This is a genomic window from Bizionia sp. M204, from assembly GCF_023205095.1.
Classification (GTDB): Bacteria; Bacteroidota; Bacteroidia; order Flavobacteriales; family Flavobacteriaceae; genus Algorimicrobium; species Algorimicrobium hallyeonense.
The window spans coordinates 1116476-1133757 of the sequence record NZ_CP046242.1 but is presented as its reverse complement, the minus strand read 5'-3'; the positions used below and the strand labels follow the sequence as shown (position 1 = coordinate 1133757).

General features: G+C 31.9%; 15 protein-coding genes. 1 reads left to right on the top strand and 14 read right to left on the bottom strand.

What is annotated here, in order from left to right; translation table 11 throughout:
* From GMA17_RS05085 to GMA17_RS05050, 8 genes are all read right to left on the bottom strand, one after another.
* Nucleotides 1–1203: a DUF4249 domain-containing protein gene (locus tag GMA17_RS05085; protein WP_248399822.1), complete on the bottom strand. Its 1203-nt coding sequence runs from the start codon at nucleotides 1201–1203 to the stop codon at nucleotides 1–3.
* A 2-nt stretch (nucleotides 1204–1205) separates the two neighbouring features.
* Nucleotides 1206–3983: a carboxypeptidase-like regulatory domain-containing protein gene (locus GMA17_RS05080; protein ID WP_248399820.1), complete on the bottom strand. Its 2778-nt coding sequence runs from the start codon at nucleotides 3981–3983 to the stop codon at nucleotides 1206–1208.
* Nucleotides 3980–4717: a hypothetical protein gene (locus GMA17_RS05075; protein WP_248399818.1), complete on the bottom strand. Its 738-nt coding sequence runs from the start codon at nucleotides 4715–4717 to the stop codon at nucleotides 3980–3982. The genes GMA17_RS05080 and GMA17_RS05075 overlap by 4 nt, the downstream gene beginning before the upstream one ends.
* A gap of 78 nt (nucleotides 4718–4795) precedes the next feature.
* The gene (locus GMA17_RS05070; protein ID WP_248399816.1) at nucleotides 4796–5437 is read right to left on the bottom strand and encodes an alpha/beta hydrolase; all 642 of its coding nucleotides are present in this window, start codon (nucleotides 5435–5437) and stop codon (nucleotides 4796–4798) included.
* Nucleotides 5438–5449: 12 nt separating this feature from the next.
* On the bottom strand, nucleotides 5450–5776 hold the full coding sequence (locus GMA17_RS05065; protein WP_066247726.1) for a DUF4870 domain-containing protein: 327 nt from the start codon (nucleotides 5774–5776) through the stop codon (nucleotides 5450–5452).
* Complete coding sequence (locus GMA17_RS05060; RefSeq protein ID WP_248399814.1) at nucleotides 5776–7029, bottom strand: dihydroorotase family protein; 1254 nt, start codon at nucleotides 7027–7029, stop codon at nucleotides 5776–5778. The genes GMA17_RS05065 and GMA17_RS05060 overlap by 1 nt, the downstream gene beginning before the upstream one ends.
* Entirely contained in the window at nucleotides 7026–8951 is a 1926-nt protein-coding gene (locus tag GMA17_RS05055) for a BatA and WFA domain-containing protein (RefSeq protein ID WP_248399812.1), read from the bottom strand. The genes GMA17_RS05060 and GMA17_RS05055 overlap by 4 nt, the downstream gene beginning before the upstream one ends.
* A 71-nt stretch (nucleotides 8952–9022) precedes the next feature.
* On the bottom strand, nucleotides 9023–10030 hold the full coding sequence (locus GMA17_RS05050; RefSeq protein ID WP_248399810.1) for a glycosyltransferase family 2 protein: 1008 nt from the start codon (nucleotides 10028–10030) through the stop codon (nucleotides 9023–9025).
* A 102-nt stretch (nucleotides 10031–10132) separates the two neighbouring features.
* Between GMA17_RS05050 and GMA17_RS05045 the strand changes: the two genes are divergently transcribed.
* On the top strand, nucleotides 10133–12025 hold the full coding sequence (locus GMA17_RS05045; protein ID WP_248399808.1) for a peptidase M61: 1893 nt from the start codon (nucleotides 10133–10135) through the stop codon (nucleotides 12023–12025).
* Between the two features lie 85 nt (nucleotides 12026–12110).
* Here the strand turns inward: GMA17_RS05045 and GMA17_RS05040 are convergent, their stop codons facing one another.
* The 6 genes from GMA17_RS05040 to GMA17_RS05015 all read right to left on the bottom strand — a co-directional run bounded on the left by GMA17_RS05040 (nucleotide 12111) and on the right by GMA17_RS05015 (nucleotide 17256).
* On the bottom strand, nucleotides 12111–13595 hold the full coding sequence (locus GMA17_RS05040; RefSeq protein ID WP_248399806.1) for a S10 family peptidase: 1485 nt from the start codon (nucleotides 13593–13595) through the stop codon (nucleotides 12111–12113).
* Between the two features lie 46 nt (nucleotides 13596–13641).
* Complete coding sequence (locus tag GMA17_RS05035) at nucleotides 13642–14418, bottom strand: TIGR02757 family protein (protein WP_248399804.1); 777 nt, start codon at nucleotides 14416–14418, stop codon at nucleotides 13642–13644.
* A 345-nt stretch (nucleotides 14419–14763) separates the two neighbouring features.
* The gene (locus GMA17_RS05030; RefSeq protein WP_248399801.1) at nucleotides 14764–15675 is read right to left on the bottom strand and encodes an EamA family transporter; all 912 of its coding nucleotides are present in this window, start codon (nucleotides 15673–15675) and stop codon (nucleotides 14764–14766) included.
* A gap of 137 nt (nucleotides 15676–15812) precedes the next feature.
* A complete protein-coding gene (locus GMA17_RS05025) occupies nucleotides 15813–16484 on the bottom strand; it encodes a hypothetical protein (RefSeq protein WP_248399799.1) in 672 nt (223 codons plus the stop codon).
* A gap of 28 nt (nucleotides 16485–16512) precedes the next feature.
* Complete coding sequence (locus tag GMA17_RS05020; RefSeq protein WP_248400618.1) at nucleotides 16513–16899, bottom strand: hypothetical protein; 387 nt, start codon at nucleotides 16897–16899, stop codon at nucleotides 16513–16515.
* A gap of 42 nt (nucleotides 16900–16941) precedes the next feature.
* Entirely contained in the window at nucleotides 16942–17256 is a 315-nt protein-coding gene (locus GMA17_RS05015; protein WP_248399797.1) for a hypothetical protein, read from the bottom strand.
* Between the last annotated feature and the right edge of the window lie 26 nt (nucleotides 17257–17282).

Below are 17282 nucleotides of genomic sequence, written 5' to 3'. Positions count from 1 at the left end.
TTAATCTTCCCAAAATTCTGGTCTTATGTTAGATGCTATTGTGGTACAATCTCCACACTGTGGCTTAACTATGGTGTAAACGGACCCTGCAACACCTCTTAATTTATAGTTAAAATCTGTTACTCTTTGATAAAGTTTTTCACGTTCATTAGGTTGTTCATATTGATAATAATTTAGTATTAATTTATCACAACTATATTCATAAGGAGGTTGTAAGTTTGTAAAATCAGCATAATTGAAATAAATTCTTTTTGAATCGACATTGGAAACATCAAAATAACCTAAAACTTTTTCATTTTTGTTTGTTTCTGAACTAATATTTCCTTGAACAAATCCAGGCTGATTAGGTGATAATATGCTTCCAGAATCCCCAAGATCATTAATCATTTTGTAATAGGTATACGCTTCAATACTTTGTGTATATTGTTTAACCAAAATACTATATCTATCCCTTAAAACACTACTATTCTTATTAATAAAGATTATTGGGAATCTATAAATTTTATTTTCTTCGAGATCGTTAGTTGATGTTTGAATTACCCCTAAAGAATTTATAGTTTTAAAACAAATTCTTTCCTCTTGCTCTCTAGGAAGAATTATAATGTCATATTTAAATCCCTCATCAATATCCGACCTAAAATTTTCTATTATAATATCACGATGATGCCATTCAGGTGCTATTATTTTGTAAGTTTCAGTATATTCATAACGAAAATATTGAGCATCACTGTTTTCATTATCACTGTCTAAATAGACTTGGACGCCTATTTCTCCATTATTTTTTGTAGAAGATTCCGCATAGAGATTTGTAATTTCTGAATTTGGTGCTAATTCAATTCGAGTGGATTTATATTGCCCACCATCTTGAGTAATAATGAATAATTGATACAATCTATCTTGCAAAGCTTGAAATTCTTGCTCGGATATGTAAATACCTTCTTCATTTTGAATAAATGAATAACTACTCCCAAAATTGTCTTCTATCCATACGGATGCATTATTTTCATATTCTGGTTCTTGCGAATCTAAAGTATATGTTTTTGTAATCTTAACTTGTTGAAACTTTAATTCATTTGTAATCGTGCTTTCCACAACAAAGGCGTTAATAAAATCAATGGACTCTATATCAAAAGGTTCTTTACAATTGAAAAATAATCCAATTATCAAAACTATGATAATGTATGTATAATTTATTTTTCTCATGGCTAAAATTTAAAATTGTATGTTATTGTAGGAATCGGTGTACCAAATATAGATGTTTTATAAGCTTGGATTTTACCGTTTTCATTTTCAAAGAATATGGAATACGGGTTATTTCTTCCTAAAACATTGTAAACCGAAATATTCCAAAAGCTGTGAGCAAGCTTTTTTATTTTATGATTACCCTCAATATTTATTCCTAAATCTAAACGGTAATAATCGGGAATTCTATATTTATTTCTATCACTATATACAACTTGTTCTTCATTAGCAAAAATATATTTACCTATAGGATACGTAATTGGTCTTCCAGTTTGATAGGTGAAATTAGCAGAAAAACTGTATCTATGAGTTAATTTGTAATTTGCAATTACCGTGAAATCATGTGGTTTATCATAATTTGCAGGAAAATAGTCACCGTCGTTAACTTGTTCTTCAGTAATAGTATTAGCTAGTCGTGTAAATGACCTTGAATAACTATAGCTTAACCACCCGTTTAATTTACCATTTTTTTTCTTAATTAAAAACTCTATTCCATAAGCCTTGCCTTCTCCTTGTAATAATTCTCTTTCTAAATCTTCATTTAAAATTAAATCGGCTCCAATTTTATAATCTAGAATGTCTTTCATTTTTTTGTAATATCCTTCTAGACTTATTTCGATGTTTGCAGTATTAAAATCTTTATATATTCCCAATGAAAACTGTTCAGATCGCTGTGGTTTAATATTTAAATCTGAAAGTTTCCAAGCATCTGTGGGTGATTCTGTTGTGTTATTTGATAATAAATGAATGTATTGATAAAGATTATTGTAACTAGCTTTCAGGGATAATTCAGGTGTTAATAAATATCTAATTGAGACCCTAGCTTCTGGCCCACCATAGGTTTTTATAAACTCATTATTTCCATAGGTTTTAACTTCCTTAATGGTAGATTGTTCTTTTGGAACACCATTTATATATGCGTTTTGTTGGCTAGGTCCAAGTGCCGAATAAAAGGAATATCTCAAACCTATATCCAAAAGAAATTTATTGCTTATTTCATAGAGATCGGAGATATAAATTGCCGATTCTATACCGCGTTCCTCGTCTAAAGACAATGCTTCAATGTCGGAATTCTCACCTTTAGGTTTTATGTTACCCGGGTTTACTTTATAAAGCTTACTGTTAAAGCCATAATCAAACTTATGCTTCTTATTGTATAAATACTTCATATTCAACTTTAATTGAGTTTCATTAATATTATACCCAAAATCAAAATTTAAGTTTCTGTCGCCTTCATAATCAATATCATATTTATATTGACTAGATGAAACAATAACAGAGCCTCTGTTTTTTCCATTAAATGTGTGATCCCATTTTATTGACCCTAATAAATTGCTATAATTAAAAACAGAATCAGAGGAAATACTAAATTTATCTTTACTGTAATATATGGTAGATTGTATTCTGTTTTTATCATTGAATTTATGCGTATATTTCAAAACACCATCAAAAAAAGATGCTTGACTATTTTTTAAAGACTCTTCATCCTTTATTGTCTTTAACACCCAATCTGAATAAGTCGCTCTGAAGCCAGTGGTCAAGGATGATTTATTTTTGATAACTGGCGTTTCAACAGCTAAATTTGCTGTTACAGGGCCAATCGATCCTTCTCCAGATAATTTTTCCATGTTACCATCTTTAGTCTTGATATCAAAAACAGATGATAAACGACCACCATATTGGACGGGAATACTAGCCTTGTAAATATCTAAACTGCCTGTAGTAAACGGGTTCAAAGCGGTAAAAAAGCCCAAAAAATGTGCAGAATTATAAATTACAGCATCATCAAGCAATATTAAATTTTGATCTGTTCTGCCACCTCTTACATTGAACCCAGAAGAACCTTCACCAGCTGTTTTAATTCCGGGTAAAGTAACAGCTACCTTTAAAATATCTCGCTCACCTAAAACCAAAGGTATTGTTTTGATATCAGCAACATCTATTCTAGTCACACCACTTATTACTGATTTAACATTATCATTTCGTTTGGAAACGATTAAAACTTCACTTAACTCTTCCGTATCTTCGGATACTAAAAAGTTTAAAGAACCATCTCCATAAATTATAATATTTCTTATTTCAGGTTTATGTCCTAAAAGCCTTGTTTCTATAGAATTATAGCCTACGGGTAATTTAATACTATAAATTCCTTTTTCATCTGTTACCGCATTAATGCTTTTATTTTGAACAGAAATAACTAAATTTTGTAGCGGTTCATTTGTTCGTAAATTATTTACTTTACCCGTTAGGGTATAATAGGATTTCGAATTTGAATTTTGCTTACCTATAGTGATGATTTCGGGGTTATCTTTAGTGGATTGCGAACTAAATTGCTCGTAGAAAACAACTGTTTTAGTTTCGTTCTCATTCTCTTTCTCTTTATTAATTTGGAGTGTGTCCAATTCTTCCGGAAAAAAGTCCTTTGGCAATGAATTATAAACCACATTGTTATTAGAGAGTATAACCTTGGAGTTATATATTATATAATTTATAGAAGTTTCTCTAAAAACACGATCAAGAATATAATTTAGAGGTTTTTCTGTAAAAGTTTCGTTGATTATAATATCCTTTAGCCATTCGTCTTTAAAAAAAAAAACGTGCGAACTCTCTCTCTCAAGCTCTAAAACAACTTCCTTTAGAGGCTTGTTATTAAAAGAAACGGAAATTACATTGTTTTTTGTTTGAGATAGCACTACTTGAACTACAAATAGAGAACAAATTAATATGAGTTGTCTGATCATTTAATACCGCTGGTTGTTTGTGAAAGCTCACTGTCTAAAGCCTTTATTAAGTTTTCAGTGAAAGTTGTTGGATCAGTTTTTAATAAAATTTTGTAATTTTTGTAAAAGTAATTAATGGTCTTCATGTCATTGGGAAAAACATTTTTAAAATCTCTTTTAGAGCCTACTATAAAAAAAATATTCCTAAATTTTAGTACATAAATCTTCTTGAGATTAAAAACATGTACAACCTGTTTTCTATTGATTCGTTCTTTTTTATCCTTGGTATGCTTAACGTAGAATGAAATATGATTACCTGTATATTTTTCTTCTAAAAACCCGTTAATTCCTAGTTGGGAGAGACTGTCATTAAAAATGTTTACAAAGTGACGTTCATCCAACGTGAACGACGCTAACTTACTGGTGTTTAATTCTAAAACAAAAAAACTTTTATCACCCTCCAACTGACTGATTAATACATCTTTATATAAATCATATTTTAGATTTAAGTTATAAAAAGGTTGGTTATCAAAAAATATATCACCTTTTATGAAATCATACGATGCAAAATATCTATGATTCGTTTTACTCGTTCTGTAACTATCAATAAATCGTACACCATTGTACAATGGTGTATAATCATGTCCAACAATTGAGTCAAAGGCTAAATAGTATGGTTTTGAATATGAATCAGATTGAGAATGTACAATTTGGAAAAATAAAAGGAATATAAAAAATTTTATAAATTTAGACATATTAAAATTTCATGGAACATACTCTAAATGTAATAGAATTATTACAAATATAAAATTTGGAAAATATATATAATTTTCTTATATCCTTTCAATTAACCACTTTTTAAAGTCGTAAAAATTTTGAGGTGCTACACCATGACCAACCGGGAATTCGGCATACTGATTTTTAATGTTCAGACTATTTAAAAATTTAGGTGCTTGTCTCGCCCAATCTACTGGAATTACTTGGTCAGCACTACCATGAGAGCAGTAAAAATCTAGGTTAGAATAATCTTTGCCTAATGGGTTTTCTGGAATAATATTTGGGTTAATATAACCACTTAATGCAATTATATTTTTCACCTTTTCAGGGTAAGTTAATGCCACGGCATAACTTAAAATGGTTCCTTGACTAAAACCTAATAAATTCACGCTGTCTTTATTAACAGGATAGGTGTTACAAGCATAATCGATAAATTCGGAGATTTTATCACGCGATTCCTTGGCTTGATCATCGTCGCTCCATTTTCCTTTTTCGGCATCAAAATTTATAGAATACCAAGCATTCCCATAAGGCTGCATGGCTTGCGGTGCACGAAGTGAAATAATAAACAGTTCTTCAGGAAGTTCAGATGCAAAGGAAAACAAATCGTTTTCATCACTGCCATAACCATGACATAGAATTAATAAAGGTGCATTTTCTTTTAATGATGAGGGTCTTGTGATATAGTGTAAATTCAATGTGTCTTTTTTTTAATTAATATTTCTAAACCATTCCTGAAATTTTTCACCAATAACAGGAATCGGTTTCATTTCAGACTTAATGGCGTAAACCAACCCAAACAGCCAACTAACAAAAGTTATGGCCCAAAAAATGGTTCCTAACCAAGAACTTAAATATTCTTCGGTAATATTAGAAACCAATAACATAATTACCAGTCCCAACATTTGCCTAATATGAAATGATGTGAATGGGTTCTTTTTATCAATATTAAGAACGATGGCTATTATTAAACCAACGAACGTAAAATAAGCTACAATAGCCATGGTTCTGCCTTCTTGTATGGTTTGATCTGTCATTATTTTAAAATTATTTTATTATTAGAAATTACGCCATAAACCTGTCCTTTTAATTCGGCATTTTCAAAAATGGTGTTTTTAGAAGTAGACGTGATATTTGTTTTCTTAAATGTGTAGGTTTCATCAGGATTAAACAAGCTTATATTTGCTTTTTCTCCAATTGAAATGGAACTTGGCTCTATTCCAAATCGTTCTTTTCCATTGGTTAAAAGTGCAATTGTTTTCTTGTTAGTGAATAGTGTTTGTAGTGCGCCAAAAGCAGATTCTAATCCAATTGTGCCATATTTTGCATGATCAAATTCTATTTTTTTATGCTCGATATCTATCGGATTATGGTCGGAAGTTACCATATCAATAGTACCATCTTTTATACCTTCTATTAATGCGTTAACATCTGATTGTGTTCTAATTGGAGGTAATACCTTAAAGTTCGTGTTGAATGTTTCAAGTGCATCATCTGTAAAGTATAAGTTATGAATGGCAACACTACAAGTGACATCTAATTTCTTCTTTTTAGCGTCGCGAATTAATTCAACCGATTTGGCCGTTGAAATGGTTGGAACATGTAATTTGCCTCCTGTATATTCTAACAAAAATAAGTCTCTTGCTATTTGTAATTCTTCAGCTAAAGCCGGATTTCCATTTAATCCTAAACGTGTGCTTGAAACATGTTCATTCATAACACCGGAACGAGAAATACGAGATTCCTGTGGAAAGGACATAATTAAACCATCAAAATTACTGGCATATTGTAGCGCAATTTTCATCAGATTGGGATTCTCAATCGGTTTCTGGTAATCATAGAAAGCAACAGCTCCAGCTTGACTCATGTCAAACAATTCAGCCATGTTTTCTCCTAAAGCTCCCTTGGTTAAAGAACCAATAGGGTAGAGGGATACGGCATGGTTTTGCGCTTTGGCTTTAACCAATGAAATATCAGCAAAACTATCAATTACAGGATTGCTATTAGCATTTAATGCCACTGCTGTAAATCCAGAAAACGCAGCTGTTTTAAGGCCATTAGCAATGGTTTCACGCTCTTCATAACCCGGTTCTCCAAAGCTCACGCTACTATCAAACCATCCTTGGGAAATATGGAGGTTATCTAACTTAATTTCTTTGTAGTTATTTGTGTTTTTAATAGTTGAAGCTATTTGAGAAATAGTTCCTTTTTCAATTAAAATATCGACCGTTTGATTATGAAAATCGCTTTTAGAATCAATTATTGTGGCAGATTTTATGAGTACGTTCATTTAAAATATTTTAAGATGAGCATTTCAATAATTATAAAAGCTAATGCAAAAATAATAAACCATTTCCATAAGGCATTGATTTTCGTATCACTTTTTATAGTTTCAAAAATATCACTAACAGAATTACTGATATTAATGTTCTTTAATAGACTTAAATCTTGGTAGTTTAAATCACTTTCCTGTCTGTTATAATTAAAACTGACATTGGTAATCGTGGTTGTTTTATTTTTTATGCTGTAAACACCTGCAATTTCTGGTAAATCAGTGGTGGTAATTGTCACTTTATCATTAAAATACTGCTGCATAGGAATCATATTTCCGTTTTCATTTTCTAATGATAGTACACCATCCTGTTCCAAATTAACCGGAACATCAAAACTGTTTTCAACACCAATGGTATAGTAGAGTTGGGCTTTCTGTAAACTCTGTCGCGCTAAATTGTAAAATGTAGGCACAATTAAATCATATTCACTAAAGTTAGAATTGCCTGTATTTAAAGCGGCTGTAAAAAGGGCTATTTGATTGTTGGTAACCAAAAATGGTTTGCCATCTTCAAACGCTAATACATTGGAGCCTGATGCCGATTGTATTGGAAAAAAGGTATTTACTTTCGGATACTGAAAATTAGATTCCTGCTTTTCAAATACGTTTTTATAAATAGGATGCGAATAATTAATCCGTGTAACACGTTTTTCGGTGGTTACAGCATTTTGTAATTGTATGCCGTATAAACCTAAAATGGCATTATAATTAGCTGTTTCAGAGGTTAAGTTTGGAATAATAACCACATATCCACCTTGTTTCATAAAAGTAGTTAAGGAATTTGCTAAAGATCCAGGAATTGATCCTAATTCGTTTAAAACAATGAGTTGTTGCTTCTCAATAGCACTATAATTTAATTGATTCAGGCTTGTTGTGGTTAACTGAAATTCATTGGAAGCAAATAAACGTTCTAAGTATGTACTTGATGTATCTTCTTGAATAGTTAACACGTTAATAGCAGAAGGTTCATCAATATTAAAATGCAGTGTATTATCAAACTGCAAACTGGTATCGTCAATAACAATTTGACCATTGGAGATACTTTTTTCTGTCAGTGTAAACTCGCCAATCGCCTGATCTGTTAAATTGACTGTAGTTTTAGCTAATAATTTTTCACCATCAAATAAGGAAATGGGCACATTTCTTGACACACCTTCACTAGATTTTAAAAACACATGAAGTGTTGTATTCGTGGCAGTTGCGTTATTAACACTTAAACTATCTATAGCAATATTTTGGGTGTTTACAGGTTTTAATTGAACAAGATGCATGTTGTAAAGTGAATCCAAATGGACACTAAATGCCTTGTCTTGTTCTTGAAAATCTGAAATAAACACCAAGTTTCGATTCAAATTAGCTGTATTGCTGAATAATTTGGAACTTTTTAATACAGCCGCATCATATGGTAATTGATTTGGTGCATATTCCATTTGCAATAAATCATTCTGAATACTTTTAAGCGTCGTGTTTTTAAATACTTCCGTATTTGTGACTAAAGATATGGGTTCGTTTGGATCTAAATTCTCAATTAATTCCTGAACGGCACGTTTTAAAAGCTCACCATTTTCACCTTTGGCTTGCATACTAAAACTATTATCTAAATAAATAACCGTTTCTGGTGTCGTATTGAAGGTGTTTTTTTTAGAGGTGAAAGGTTGTGCGAATGCAACAATAACACAGGCTAAAAGTAGCATACGTGTTAGTAAGGTTATCCACTTTTTTATTTGAGAGCTTTTACGCGTTTGAAGTGTTACTTTTTTTAGAAAAGCTACGTTGGTAAAGGATTCCTTTTGAAATTTACGCAATTGAAATAAATGAACAATAATAGGAATAAGAAGCAAAAATAAAGCGTAAAGTATTTCTGGATGTTTAAACTGCATTCCTTGATTTGTTTCCTACAAAAATAGTGTTTACAGCGAAATAGAAAACCTTTTAACAACAAATTAAAGGATTAGCAATAAAAGAAATAATCTGAAGCCGGTATTAACCTTAATTCCGCCAATTGTTTTTTAATATTTTTTTGCTCTACTTTATTGGCAACCGTAATTAAACAGTGTGGATTTATCAATGTTTTAAGATGGTTAGTGTGGTGTAATTTCACATCATAAATCTCTTTTCCTATTTTTTTAGGATTATCACAAATCCAATAATATGGAATGTTTTGCTCTTGTAACAATCGTGCAACCGTTTTACCTTTTTTTCCGGCACCCCAAATTACCAAGGGTCTAGACGTTTGGTAATCTAATTCTATAAAGTAATTTACTTTCAATTCTAGAAAATTATTTTGCGCATAGTTTTCATGCGTTCTCGATGTTCTGCTGTTGTAATCTCGCCACAAGTGAATGGTTTCAGAACATGGAATACATTTTAGGTTATATTTGTAAAAGCGAAATGCTAAATCATAATCTTCGGGATATGTGTTGGGATTAAATGCATCACAAGCTATAAAATCGGCGCGATACACCATCCAACAAGGCGATGGGATGACGCATTCCTTATAAATTTCTTTAAAATTGAAACCAAATTCTGTTAAATGGTTTAGCCAGTTTTCGTACTTGGCAAAACCATCACTTATACCATCTTCTCGAAAATATTTTACCTGTCCAACAGCTACATGTCCTTGGCCATACTCTATTAAATTGGCGTGCAAAACTTCAAGTTTATTAGGAGTCATGATATCATCACTATCCATACGCGTCATAAAATCACCTGAAGTTTTAGAAAAAGCAAATTGCAAGGCTTGAATAATACCAGAACCTGGATTTTTATAAACTTTTATCCGTTGATCGCGATTAGCAAATTGCGCAACAATATTATAACTACTATCGGTTGATCCATCATCAACAATCACTAATTCCCAATTGGTATAAGTTTGATTTAAAATGGACAGCAAACAGTCAGGAAGAAACTTCTCCGTGTTTTTAAAAGGTGTAACAATGCTAATTAAGGATTTGGACATATTGCGAATATAGTTAAACTTCATTTTAACAAAAAGTTATAGCAAAAATGTGTAACACATTGTACATTTGAGCGTCAAGTAAAAAAACTTAATTTTTTAATAATGAAAAAAACTCTAGCCATTATTGGTTTTTCTGCATTGCTTGTAGCTTGTGGATCTTCAACCAAAACAAGTAGTGACGATTTAGCCACTAGCAATCCCATTGAAACCGTAATAGATATCACCAAAGTATCTGATGATAAAGTGCCTGTAACTATTAACCCAGGACGTTTTACTGTTGAAACCGTTACCTATAGACTTCCAAAAGTTGTTCAAGGCACCTATTCTGTTAGTGATTTTGGAAAATATATTGATACCTTCCTAGCCTTTGATTATCACGGAAATCCTATGCCAGCAAATAAGATAGACACCAATTCTTGGACTATTGCTAATGCATCACAATTAGATTATATTACTTATTATGTTAATGATACATTTGACCAAGAAGTGGTTGGCGGTATTGGTGGTGATGTGCCATTTTCTCCTGCAGGAACAAATATTGAGCCTAATAACTATGTGTTGAATTTACATGGATTTATTGGGTATTTTGATTCGCTTAAAAACAGTCAATATAAATTGGACGTCATTGCTCCAGCCGATTTTGTTAGAACTTCAGCTTTACAAATGTCAGATTCCACTACAAGTGCTGATGGTAAAGTTATGACATCATCTTATTTTGCGCCTCGTTATTTTGATATTACTGATAACCCAATGATGTATGGAAAGTTAGATGTTGAAGAATTTGAAGTAGGTGGAATTAAAGTTGTATTGAGTGTATATTCCCCAAATAAAAAGCATAGCGCGAAATCCATGAAAGATGCCATGCAGACTATGATGGAAGGGCAGAAAACTTATTTAGGTGATGTGGATAGCACACCTCGTTATGATATTTATGTGTATTTATCAGATGGGCAAGAAGGTTCGCCTAAAGGTTTTGGTGCTTTAGAACATCACACATCTACGGTTGTGGTTATGCCAGAATCTATGCCACAAAGTGCATTGGATAAAAGTATGATTGACATAGTATCTCACGAGTTTTTTCATATTGTAACTCCTTTAAGTGTACATTCTGACGATGTTCATTATTTCGATTATAATAACCCTACGTTTTCAAAACATTTATGGATGTATGAAGGTGTAACGGAATATTTTGCTACACTTTTTCAATTAAATCAAGGTTTAGTTCCGGAAGATGAGTTTTACAAGAAAATCATGGATAAAATTGGTGCTGCAAAAGGCATGAATGATGCTATGAGTTTTACGGTTATGAGTGAAAACGTATTAGATGAGCCTTATGCAAGTCAGTATTACAACGTATATCAAAAAGGTGCGTTAATTGGGATGTGTTTGGATATTCTAATTCGCGAAGGAAGCGATGGTAATCGTGGAATTTTATCACTTATGAAAGAGTTATCTATGAAATATGGTAAAAATAAGCCATTTGATGATGATAAAATTATTGATGAAATTGTAGCAATGACATATCCGTCATTGCGCACCTTTTTTGACGACCACGTAATTGGTGATGTGCCAATTGATTATAATGTGTTTTTTGAAAAAGTAGGTATTGAAATTGGCGAGGGTCAAGTTAAAACAAATTATATTCAAGGAAATGGCGCTTTAATTGTTACTGCAAACCAAGGTGAAGGAACTATCTTTTTTACAGACAATGTTTTAGGAAATAGTTTCTGGAAAGATCAAGGTGCTATGCCTAACGATGTGATTAAATCTATTGATGGAACTCCAGTTTCGTTACAAAATGCAAATAAGGTATTCCAAGAAGTATTTTCTTGGGAAGAAGGAAAAGACGTAAATGTGGTTTTAAATCGTGATGGAAAAGAAGTTGTTATTAAAACAGCTTTAACGCCAGCCTATACTAAAGGAAGTAGTTTACACAATAAAGCAGATGCTACAGCAGCGCAAAAAGAATTGCGTAATGCGTGGTTGAAAGGCTAATTTAATTATTTAAAAATAAAAAAACACCTGATGATTCGCTTCATCAGGTGTTTTTTGTTTTAAGAAACTTGGTGAAATCTAGAACCTAATATTTAGCCGATTTACCATTTGATAATGAGTTTTTAATAAAGTCACGAATATCATCGTTGGACGACTTTAAATCTTCTTTACGTAAATACATCATGTGTCCACTTCTGTAAGCCTTAAATATAAAACGATCTTTCATAGTGCCAGAAGGATCTAATTGTCCAACTGTATATTTAGCAGCAAAATAGGTGGTAGCACCATCATAATAACCAGATTGCACCAAGACCTTTAAATACGGATTTTGAGCCATTGCTTGGCGTAATCGATCTCTAGTGTTATCATGTTGTCTGTCCCAAGGATGCACATCACCAAACATATTATATTTTACGTCTGTCCTAAAATCTAAATGTTCTCGCAAATAAAAATTAATTGCAGGCGTAAAGGAATGTAACCAAGATGATAATTCCGCATTGTAGTCTGGTGAATTTCCAGCAGCCATTTTATCAATGCCTAAATAGCGAGAATCTAATCTTCCAATAGTATAACCACGATCACGTAATAATTCTTTCCAGAAAAAACTAGTCGGGATATTTAAATTATGATCTAAAATTGATGATTGACTTAAACCTGAATATAAGCTCATTTTTTCAGCTACGGCATTCCGTTCTGCTTCAGAAATAAATCCACCTCTTGCAATGGCTGGCATAAGTTTATCTATAGCATAGGCTTCAACTTCTGGTAATATTTCCGATAAATCCTTTTGTTGAAGGGCAGGAGCTAACGCTTTTTGATGCCAAGCCGCAGCTGTAAAGTATGGTAAATTCAACGCGGAATAAATAGGTTGATCGGTAGAGTAAATTTTATAATCGGCAGGAGACACCAAAATAACACCATTTAAATACATCCATTGGTTGTTTTGTAACTCTTCAGCTAAACCCATAACTCTTGGACCACCATAACTTTCACCTATTAAATATTTGGGCGATTCCCAACGATTATGTCGTGTTACAAACGTATTTATCCATTCAGCCAAATAACTAATGTCGGCATTAATTCCGAAAAAGTTTTTCCGGTCTGGTAGTTTACCATCTTTATCTTCTACCATTCGTGAATAGCCAGTATTTACGGGATTTACAAAAACAATATCAGCGACATCTAGAATAGAGTATGGGTTCGTTTTTACGCCATAAGGCTGAACAGGATAACCTTCATCATCAATTTTTAATATTTGTGGTCCTGTATAAGCAACATGCATCCAAACAGAAGCCGAGCCTGGCCCACCATTAAATGAAATTACCAAAGGTCGGTTTGCCTTGTCTTTCACATTACTGCGTTGATAGTAGGTGTAAAATAGTGTGGCCATAGGTTCTCCATCCGAATTCCAAACAGGTTGTGTTCCTGTTGTTGCTGAATAATTCATACCAATACCATTAATAGTTGTACTGTGATTAGTAACAACCATGGTGTCTACCGGGATTTTTCTATTTTGAGAATGAATTTGGATAAACGATAAAACACTGAAAATAAAAAATAGTTTTTTCATAAAAAGGATTGTGAATTAATATAAAATTTAAAGATACTGAATTTAGTTAGAAGCTTTCAAAAACGCCAAGCCCAAAAAGGGCAAAATCATATTTTACAGGGTCATTAGCATCTAACTTTCGGAGATTGGTATCTAATTCTAATAATGCTTTACCATCATTTTGTTTTCTGGTTAATAAACCTAGTTTTCTAGCTACATTCCCAGAGTGAACATCCAACGGACAAGATAGTTGTTTGGTATAAAGGGATTTCCAAATTCCGAAGTCGACACCTGTATTTTCAGGTCTTACCATCCAACGTAAAAACATATTAATGCGTTTGGCTGCTGAATTCTTTAAAGGATCTGAAATATGTTTTTGGGTTCTAGGCAAATGTTCAATTTCAAAAAACACCTTTTTAAAATGATGAATAGCAGATTGTAGACTTGAAGCCTCGGCATGTTTCTCAAAAACAGCTTCCAACCCGTTGTGATTGGTATAAACATGCTGTAAGCCACTTATAAAAGTAATAAAATCTAAACCGTTAAAGGTTCTATGAACAAACGGTTCCAGTGCTTTTAAATCCGATTCCTTATGATTTATGATAAATTGATAGGGTTCTTGATCTAATAGCTGCATCATGCGTTGCGCATTATTAATAATACTTTTTCTATTTCCCCAAGCAATGGTTGCGGTTAAAAAGGCTGCAATTTCTATATCTTCTTTTTTAGAGAAGGTATGCGGGATTTTAATAGGATCCGTTTCAAGAAAATCACGTGTATTATATTGTGCAACTTTTTCATCTAAAAAGGTTTTCAGTTCTGTTTTATTGAGCTTTTTTGCCACGCTTAAAGTTTAAAATTTTTAATAAATAATGAAAGTCAAAATTACCATTATTAGTTTGTTTGATAAAACTAAAAGACTTCGAGTATCTCCATAAAACAAATAAAATGAAACGGTAATTGGTATTTCATAGATATTTTTTACAAAAAAGTTTGTCTTAACAAATATAAATTCAGTTTAACGATTATATAAAGTTTCTTTGCTTTAAGATAAGTACATTTGAATAATTAAAACATTGGTGCTAAACACTTTAACGATAGTTTAGTTTAGTTTAGTTTAGTTTTTTTATTTTAAGTTTAATTTTAGGTTAGTTTAAAAAAAGGTCTTGATATACTTCAGGACCTTTTTTTATTGAATATGTGCTGCACGCCTTCTATTAATACGATGTTTTAAAGCTGGTATATTAAAAATAATAATGGAAATAATAATTAGTCCATAACTAACACCTTGCATGACAGTAATTGTTTCTTTAAAATAAAAGACTGCTAGGAAAAAATTAATCAAAGGATTCAAATAAATAAATATACCAACCACGGAGGAATTTAAACCTCGCAGCGCGTAGATGTTTAAAAACATGGGTATAATGGTAAATCCTATTGCTATTAAAGCAATCATGCTATAAAAAAAGCTTGTTTTAGGCGTTTGATACTCGTAGGTTAGGAAAAATGGACTTAAAATAATGACTGCAAAAACAATTTGAACTGTAAGAATTAAAAACCGATCTAACTCCTGATTTCTTCGTTGCAAGACTAAATAAATAGCATAGGTTAATGCAATAATCATACTGTAAAGTAAATCCGTAAAGTTGCCCAACGATAGTAGAATACAGGCTGCAAAGCTCAATACTACTGAAAACCATTGAAGTTTGAAGAGTTTTTCCTTTAAAATAATAAAGGCCAAAACCATGGTTAGAATTGGACAAATTAAATAGGCTAAAGATGTGGCTTTCACGCTAACATTGTTCATAACATAAATAAAAATATACCAATTAAAGGCTAAAAAGAAACCACTAAGCATATTAATTACAAGAATCCTAATTCGTTCCTTTTTTTCCAATGATTTAAATAAACCTACATTCTTTTTTAAAACCTTTGGTCTAAAAAATAAGGTAACTATTAACATTATTGCAACAGAAACAATCGAGCGATAGCTCAAAATATCAAATGCAGAAAAGTTAGATAACGGTTTTAAAACTAGACTAAAGAACCCCCAAATGGTAAAGGCAAGAGTGGCAGCAATATAATACTTTGTTATGTTCATTGGCAGAAATAATTAATCGGCAAAAGTAGTTTTAATTAGTCTAGAATAGTTGTTAATAAGTGTTATAATTTTCGCTTTATAACAGAAAAAAGCCTTAAAAGTTTCAAGGCTTTAAAAAATACTAATAAATTACTTTTTTATTTAGAGGTTAATGCTTTTGTAATTTTCTCCGTGTATTCCACCGCGTTTTTAGTTACATTTTGTGGGTCGTCTATTTTAGTCGTTACCACAGCAGCAAGTTGCTTACCATCTTCTTGAGTTAAATCATAAGCCACAGTTTCCACGATGTATGTTTTTACAACCTGGGTTGTAGAGCTCATAGGCACATAACTTCCATAAGTTGAGTAGGACATTCTGTTTCCGTAATAACCATAGAAACCACCATAATAGCCAGGGAAGTAGGATGGATAATAACTAGCACCAGCGTAATACCCGCCATCTTGCGTTGTTTCTGTGCGCTCTTGGTAATCTTTTACAACAGTAACGATAACCGCATCATAACCCTCGTTTTCTAAAAATGCCTTGAAGTTTTTTTGTTGTGCTTCCGTTAATTCTGTATCATGATTAAAGTTTGGCATTTCCTTAAAGCTTTCAGTAGCTTTCATACCTTTTGCTCGTAGTTGTTTTGCTATTTCTTGCTCAAAAGCTATACGTGCTTGTTTATTTTCTGTTCTTGAAATAACAAGAATGTTGTTATCCTTAATGTTTGCAGATGAATCTGATTTCCAAGCATCTAAAACTTTTATTCCAGAACAACTAGAGGTAATTACCATTAATAAGATGGCTGTTAATTTAAGCGTTTTTTTCATTGTTTTTGATTTAATTAATTATCGGATATTAAAATGTATAGCCCAATGAAATACCATATCTGAATGAAAAGGCATTAAACTGCGACCTATTATTGACTTGGGAGAATCTAAAATCTCCATTTATAAAATCTAAAATACTGTAATCTTCTAAAGCTTGATTTAAATCTTCATAAAACTCTTCTGGTAAATCCTTTTTATTTATAAATTTAAAATTATAATTCCCAGCACCTGGACCTGCAATTATAAAATCGATATTTAAATGTTTGGTAATTGGTAGCTTATAACCAAGCATTAATCCTACGGAACTAATATCAAGTTTCATATCGAATTCCAAGTCGTAAATAAACCCATCTGTGCCTGTATAAGAGCCGTCTAATTCTGATTTATAATTAGAGTATTTATAATAGGCACCAATGTAGAAGCCGGTTAAAGCTGTTTTTGAAGTTTTAGGTAAATATTATCTGACTTCTGGTATAATTTGAAACCCTGTATAAAAAATATCACCAGTTTTCAATTTTGGTTTATCAATTCCAGAAAAGCCTATTAACCCTGATTTTCCTTTATAACCTGCTGCCAGTGATGCCGAAAAATTATCGAAAAAACTACGTTCATAAGATATTTGATATACACCATTAAGTAATTGTAATAGCTCAAGAGATACTTCATTTTTATGAGTTTTAAAGCTATTAGTATCCTTTAGTTCCTGTGAAAAAGCCTGATTATAAGCCATGAAAGCGGCCAAGATTACGATATGTTTGGTTAGGTTTTTCATATTAATCAAAAGTATAATAAAAAAAT

Bases quoted from the DNA above. Each gene is read 5' to 3' on its own strand.
- GMA17_RS05065 (WP_066247726.1), bottom strand. From the start codon at position 5,776: ATGACAGATCAAACCATACAAGAAGGCAGAACCATGGCTATTGTAGCT.
- GMA17_RS05015 (WP_248399797.1), bottom strand. From the start codon at position 17,256: ATGAAAAACCTAACCAAACATATCGTAATCTTGGCCGCTTTCATGGCT.
- GMA17_RS05060 (WP_248399814.1), bottom strand. From the start codon at position 7,029: ATGAACGTACTCATAAAATCTGCCACAATAATTGATTCTAAAAGCGAT.
- GMA17_RS05025 (WP_248399799.1), bottom strand. From the start codon at position 16,484: ATGAAAAAAACGCTTAAATTAACAGCCATCTTATTAATGGTAATTACC.
- GMA17_RS05040 (WP_248399806.1), bottom strand. From the start codon at position 13,595: ATGAAAAAACTATTTTTTATTTTCAGTGTTTTATCGTTTATCCAAATT.
- GMA17_RS05075 (WP_248399818.1), bottom strand. From the start codon at position 4,717: ATGTCTAAATTTATAAAATTTTTTATATTCCTTTTATTTTTCCAAATT.
- GMA17_RS05055 (WP_248399812.1), bottom strand. From the start codon at position 8,951: ATGCAGTTTAAACATCCAGAAATACTTTACGCTTTATTTTTGCTTCTT.
- GMA17_RS05030 (WP_248399801.1), bottom strand. From the start codon at position 15,675: ATGAACATAACAAAGTATTATATTGCTGCCACTCTTGCCTTTACCATT.
- GMA17_RS05085 (WP_248399822.1), bottom strand. From the start codon at position 1,203: ATGAGAAAAATAAATTATACATACATTATCATAGTTTTGATAATTGGA.
- GMA17_RS05080 (WP_248399820.1), bottom strand. From the start codon at position 3,983: ATGATCAGACAACTCATATTAATTTGTTCTCTATTTGTAGTTCAAGTA.
- GMA17_RS05050 (WP_248399810.1), bottom strand. From the start codon at position 10,030: ATGTCCAAATCCTTAATTAGCATTGTTACACCTTTTAAAAACACGGAG.
- GMA17_RS05045 (WP_248399808.1), top strand. From the start codon at position 10,133: ATGAAAAAAACTCTAGCCATTATTGGTTTTTCTGCATTGCTTGTAGCT.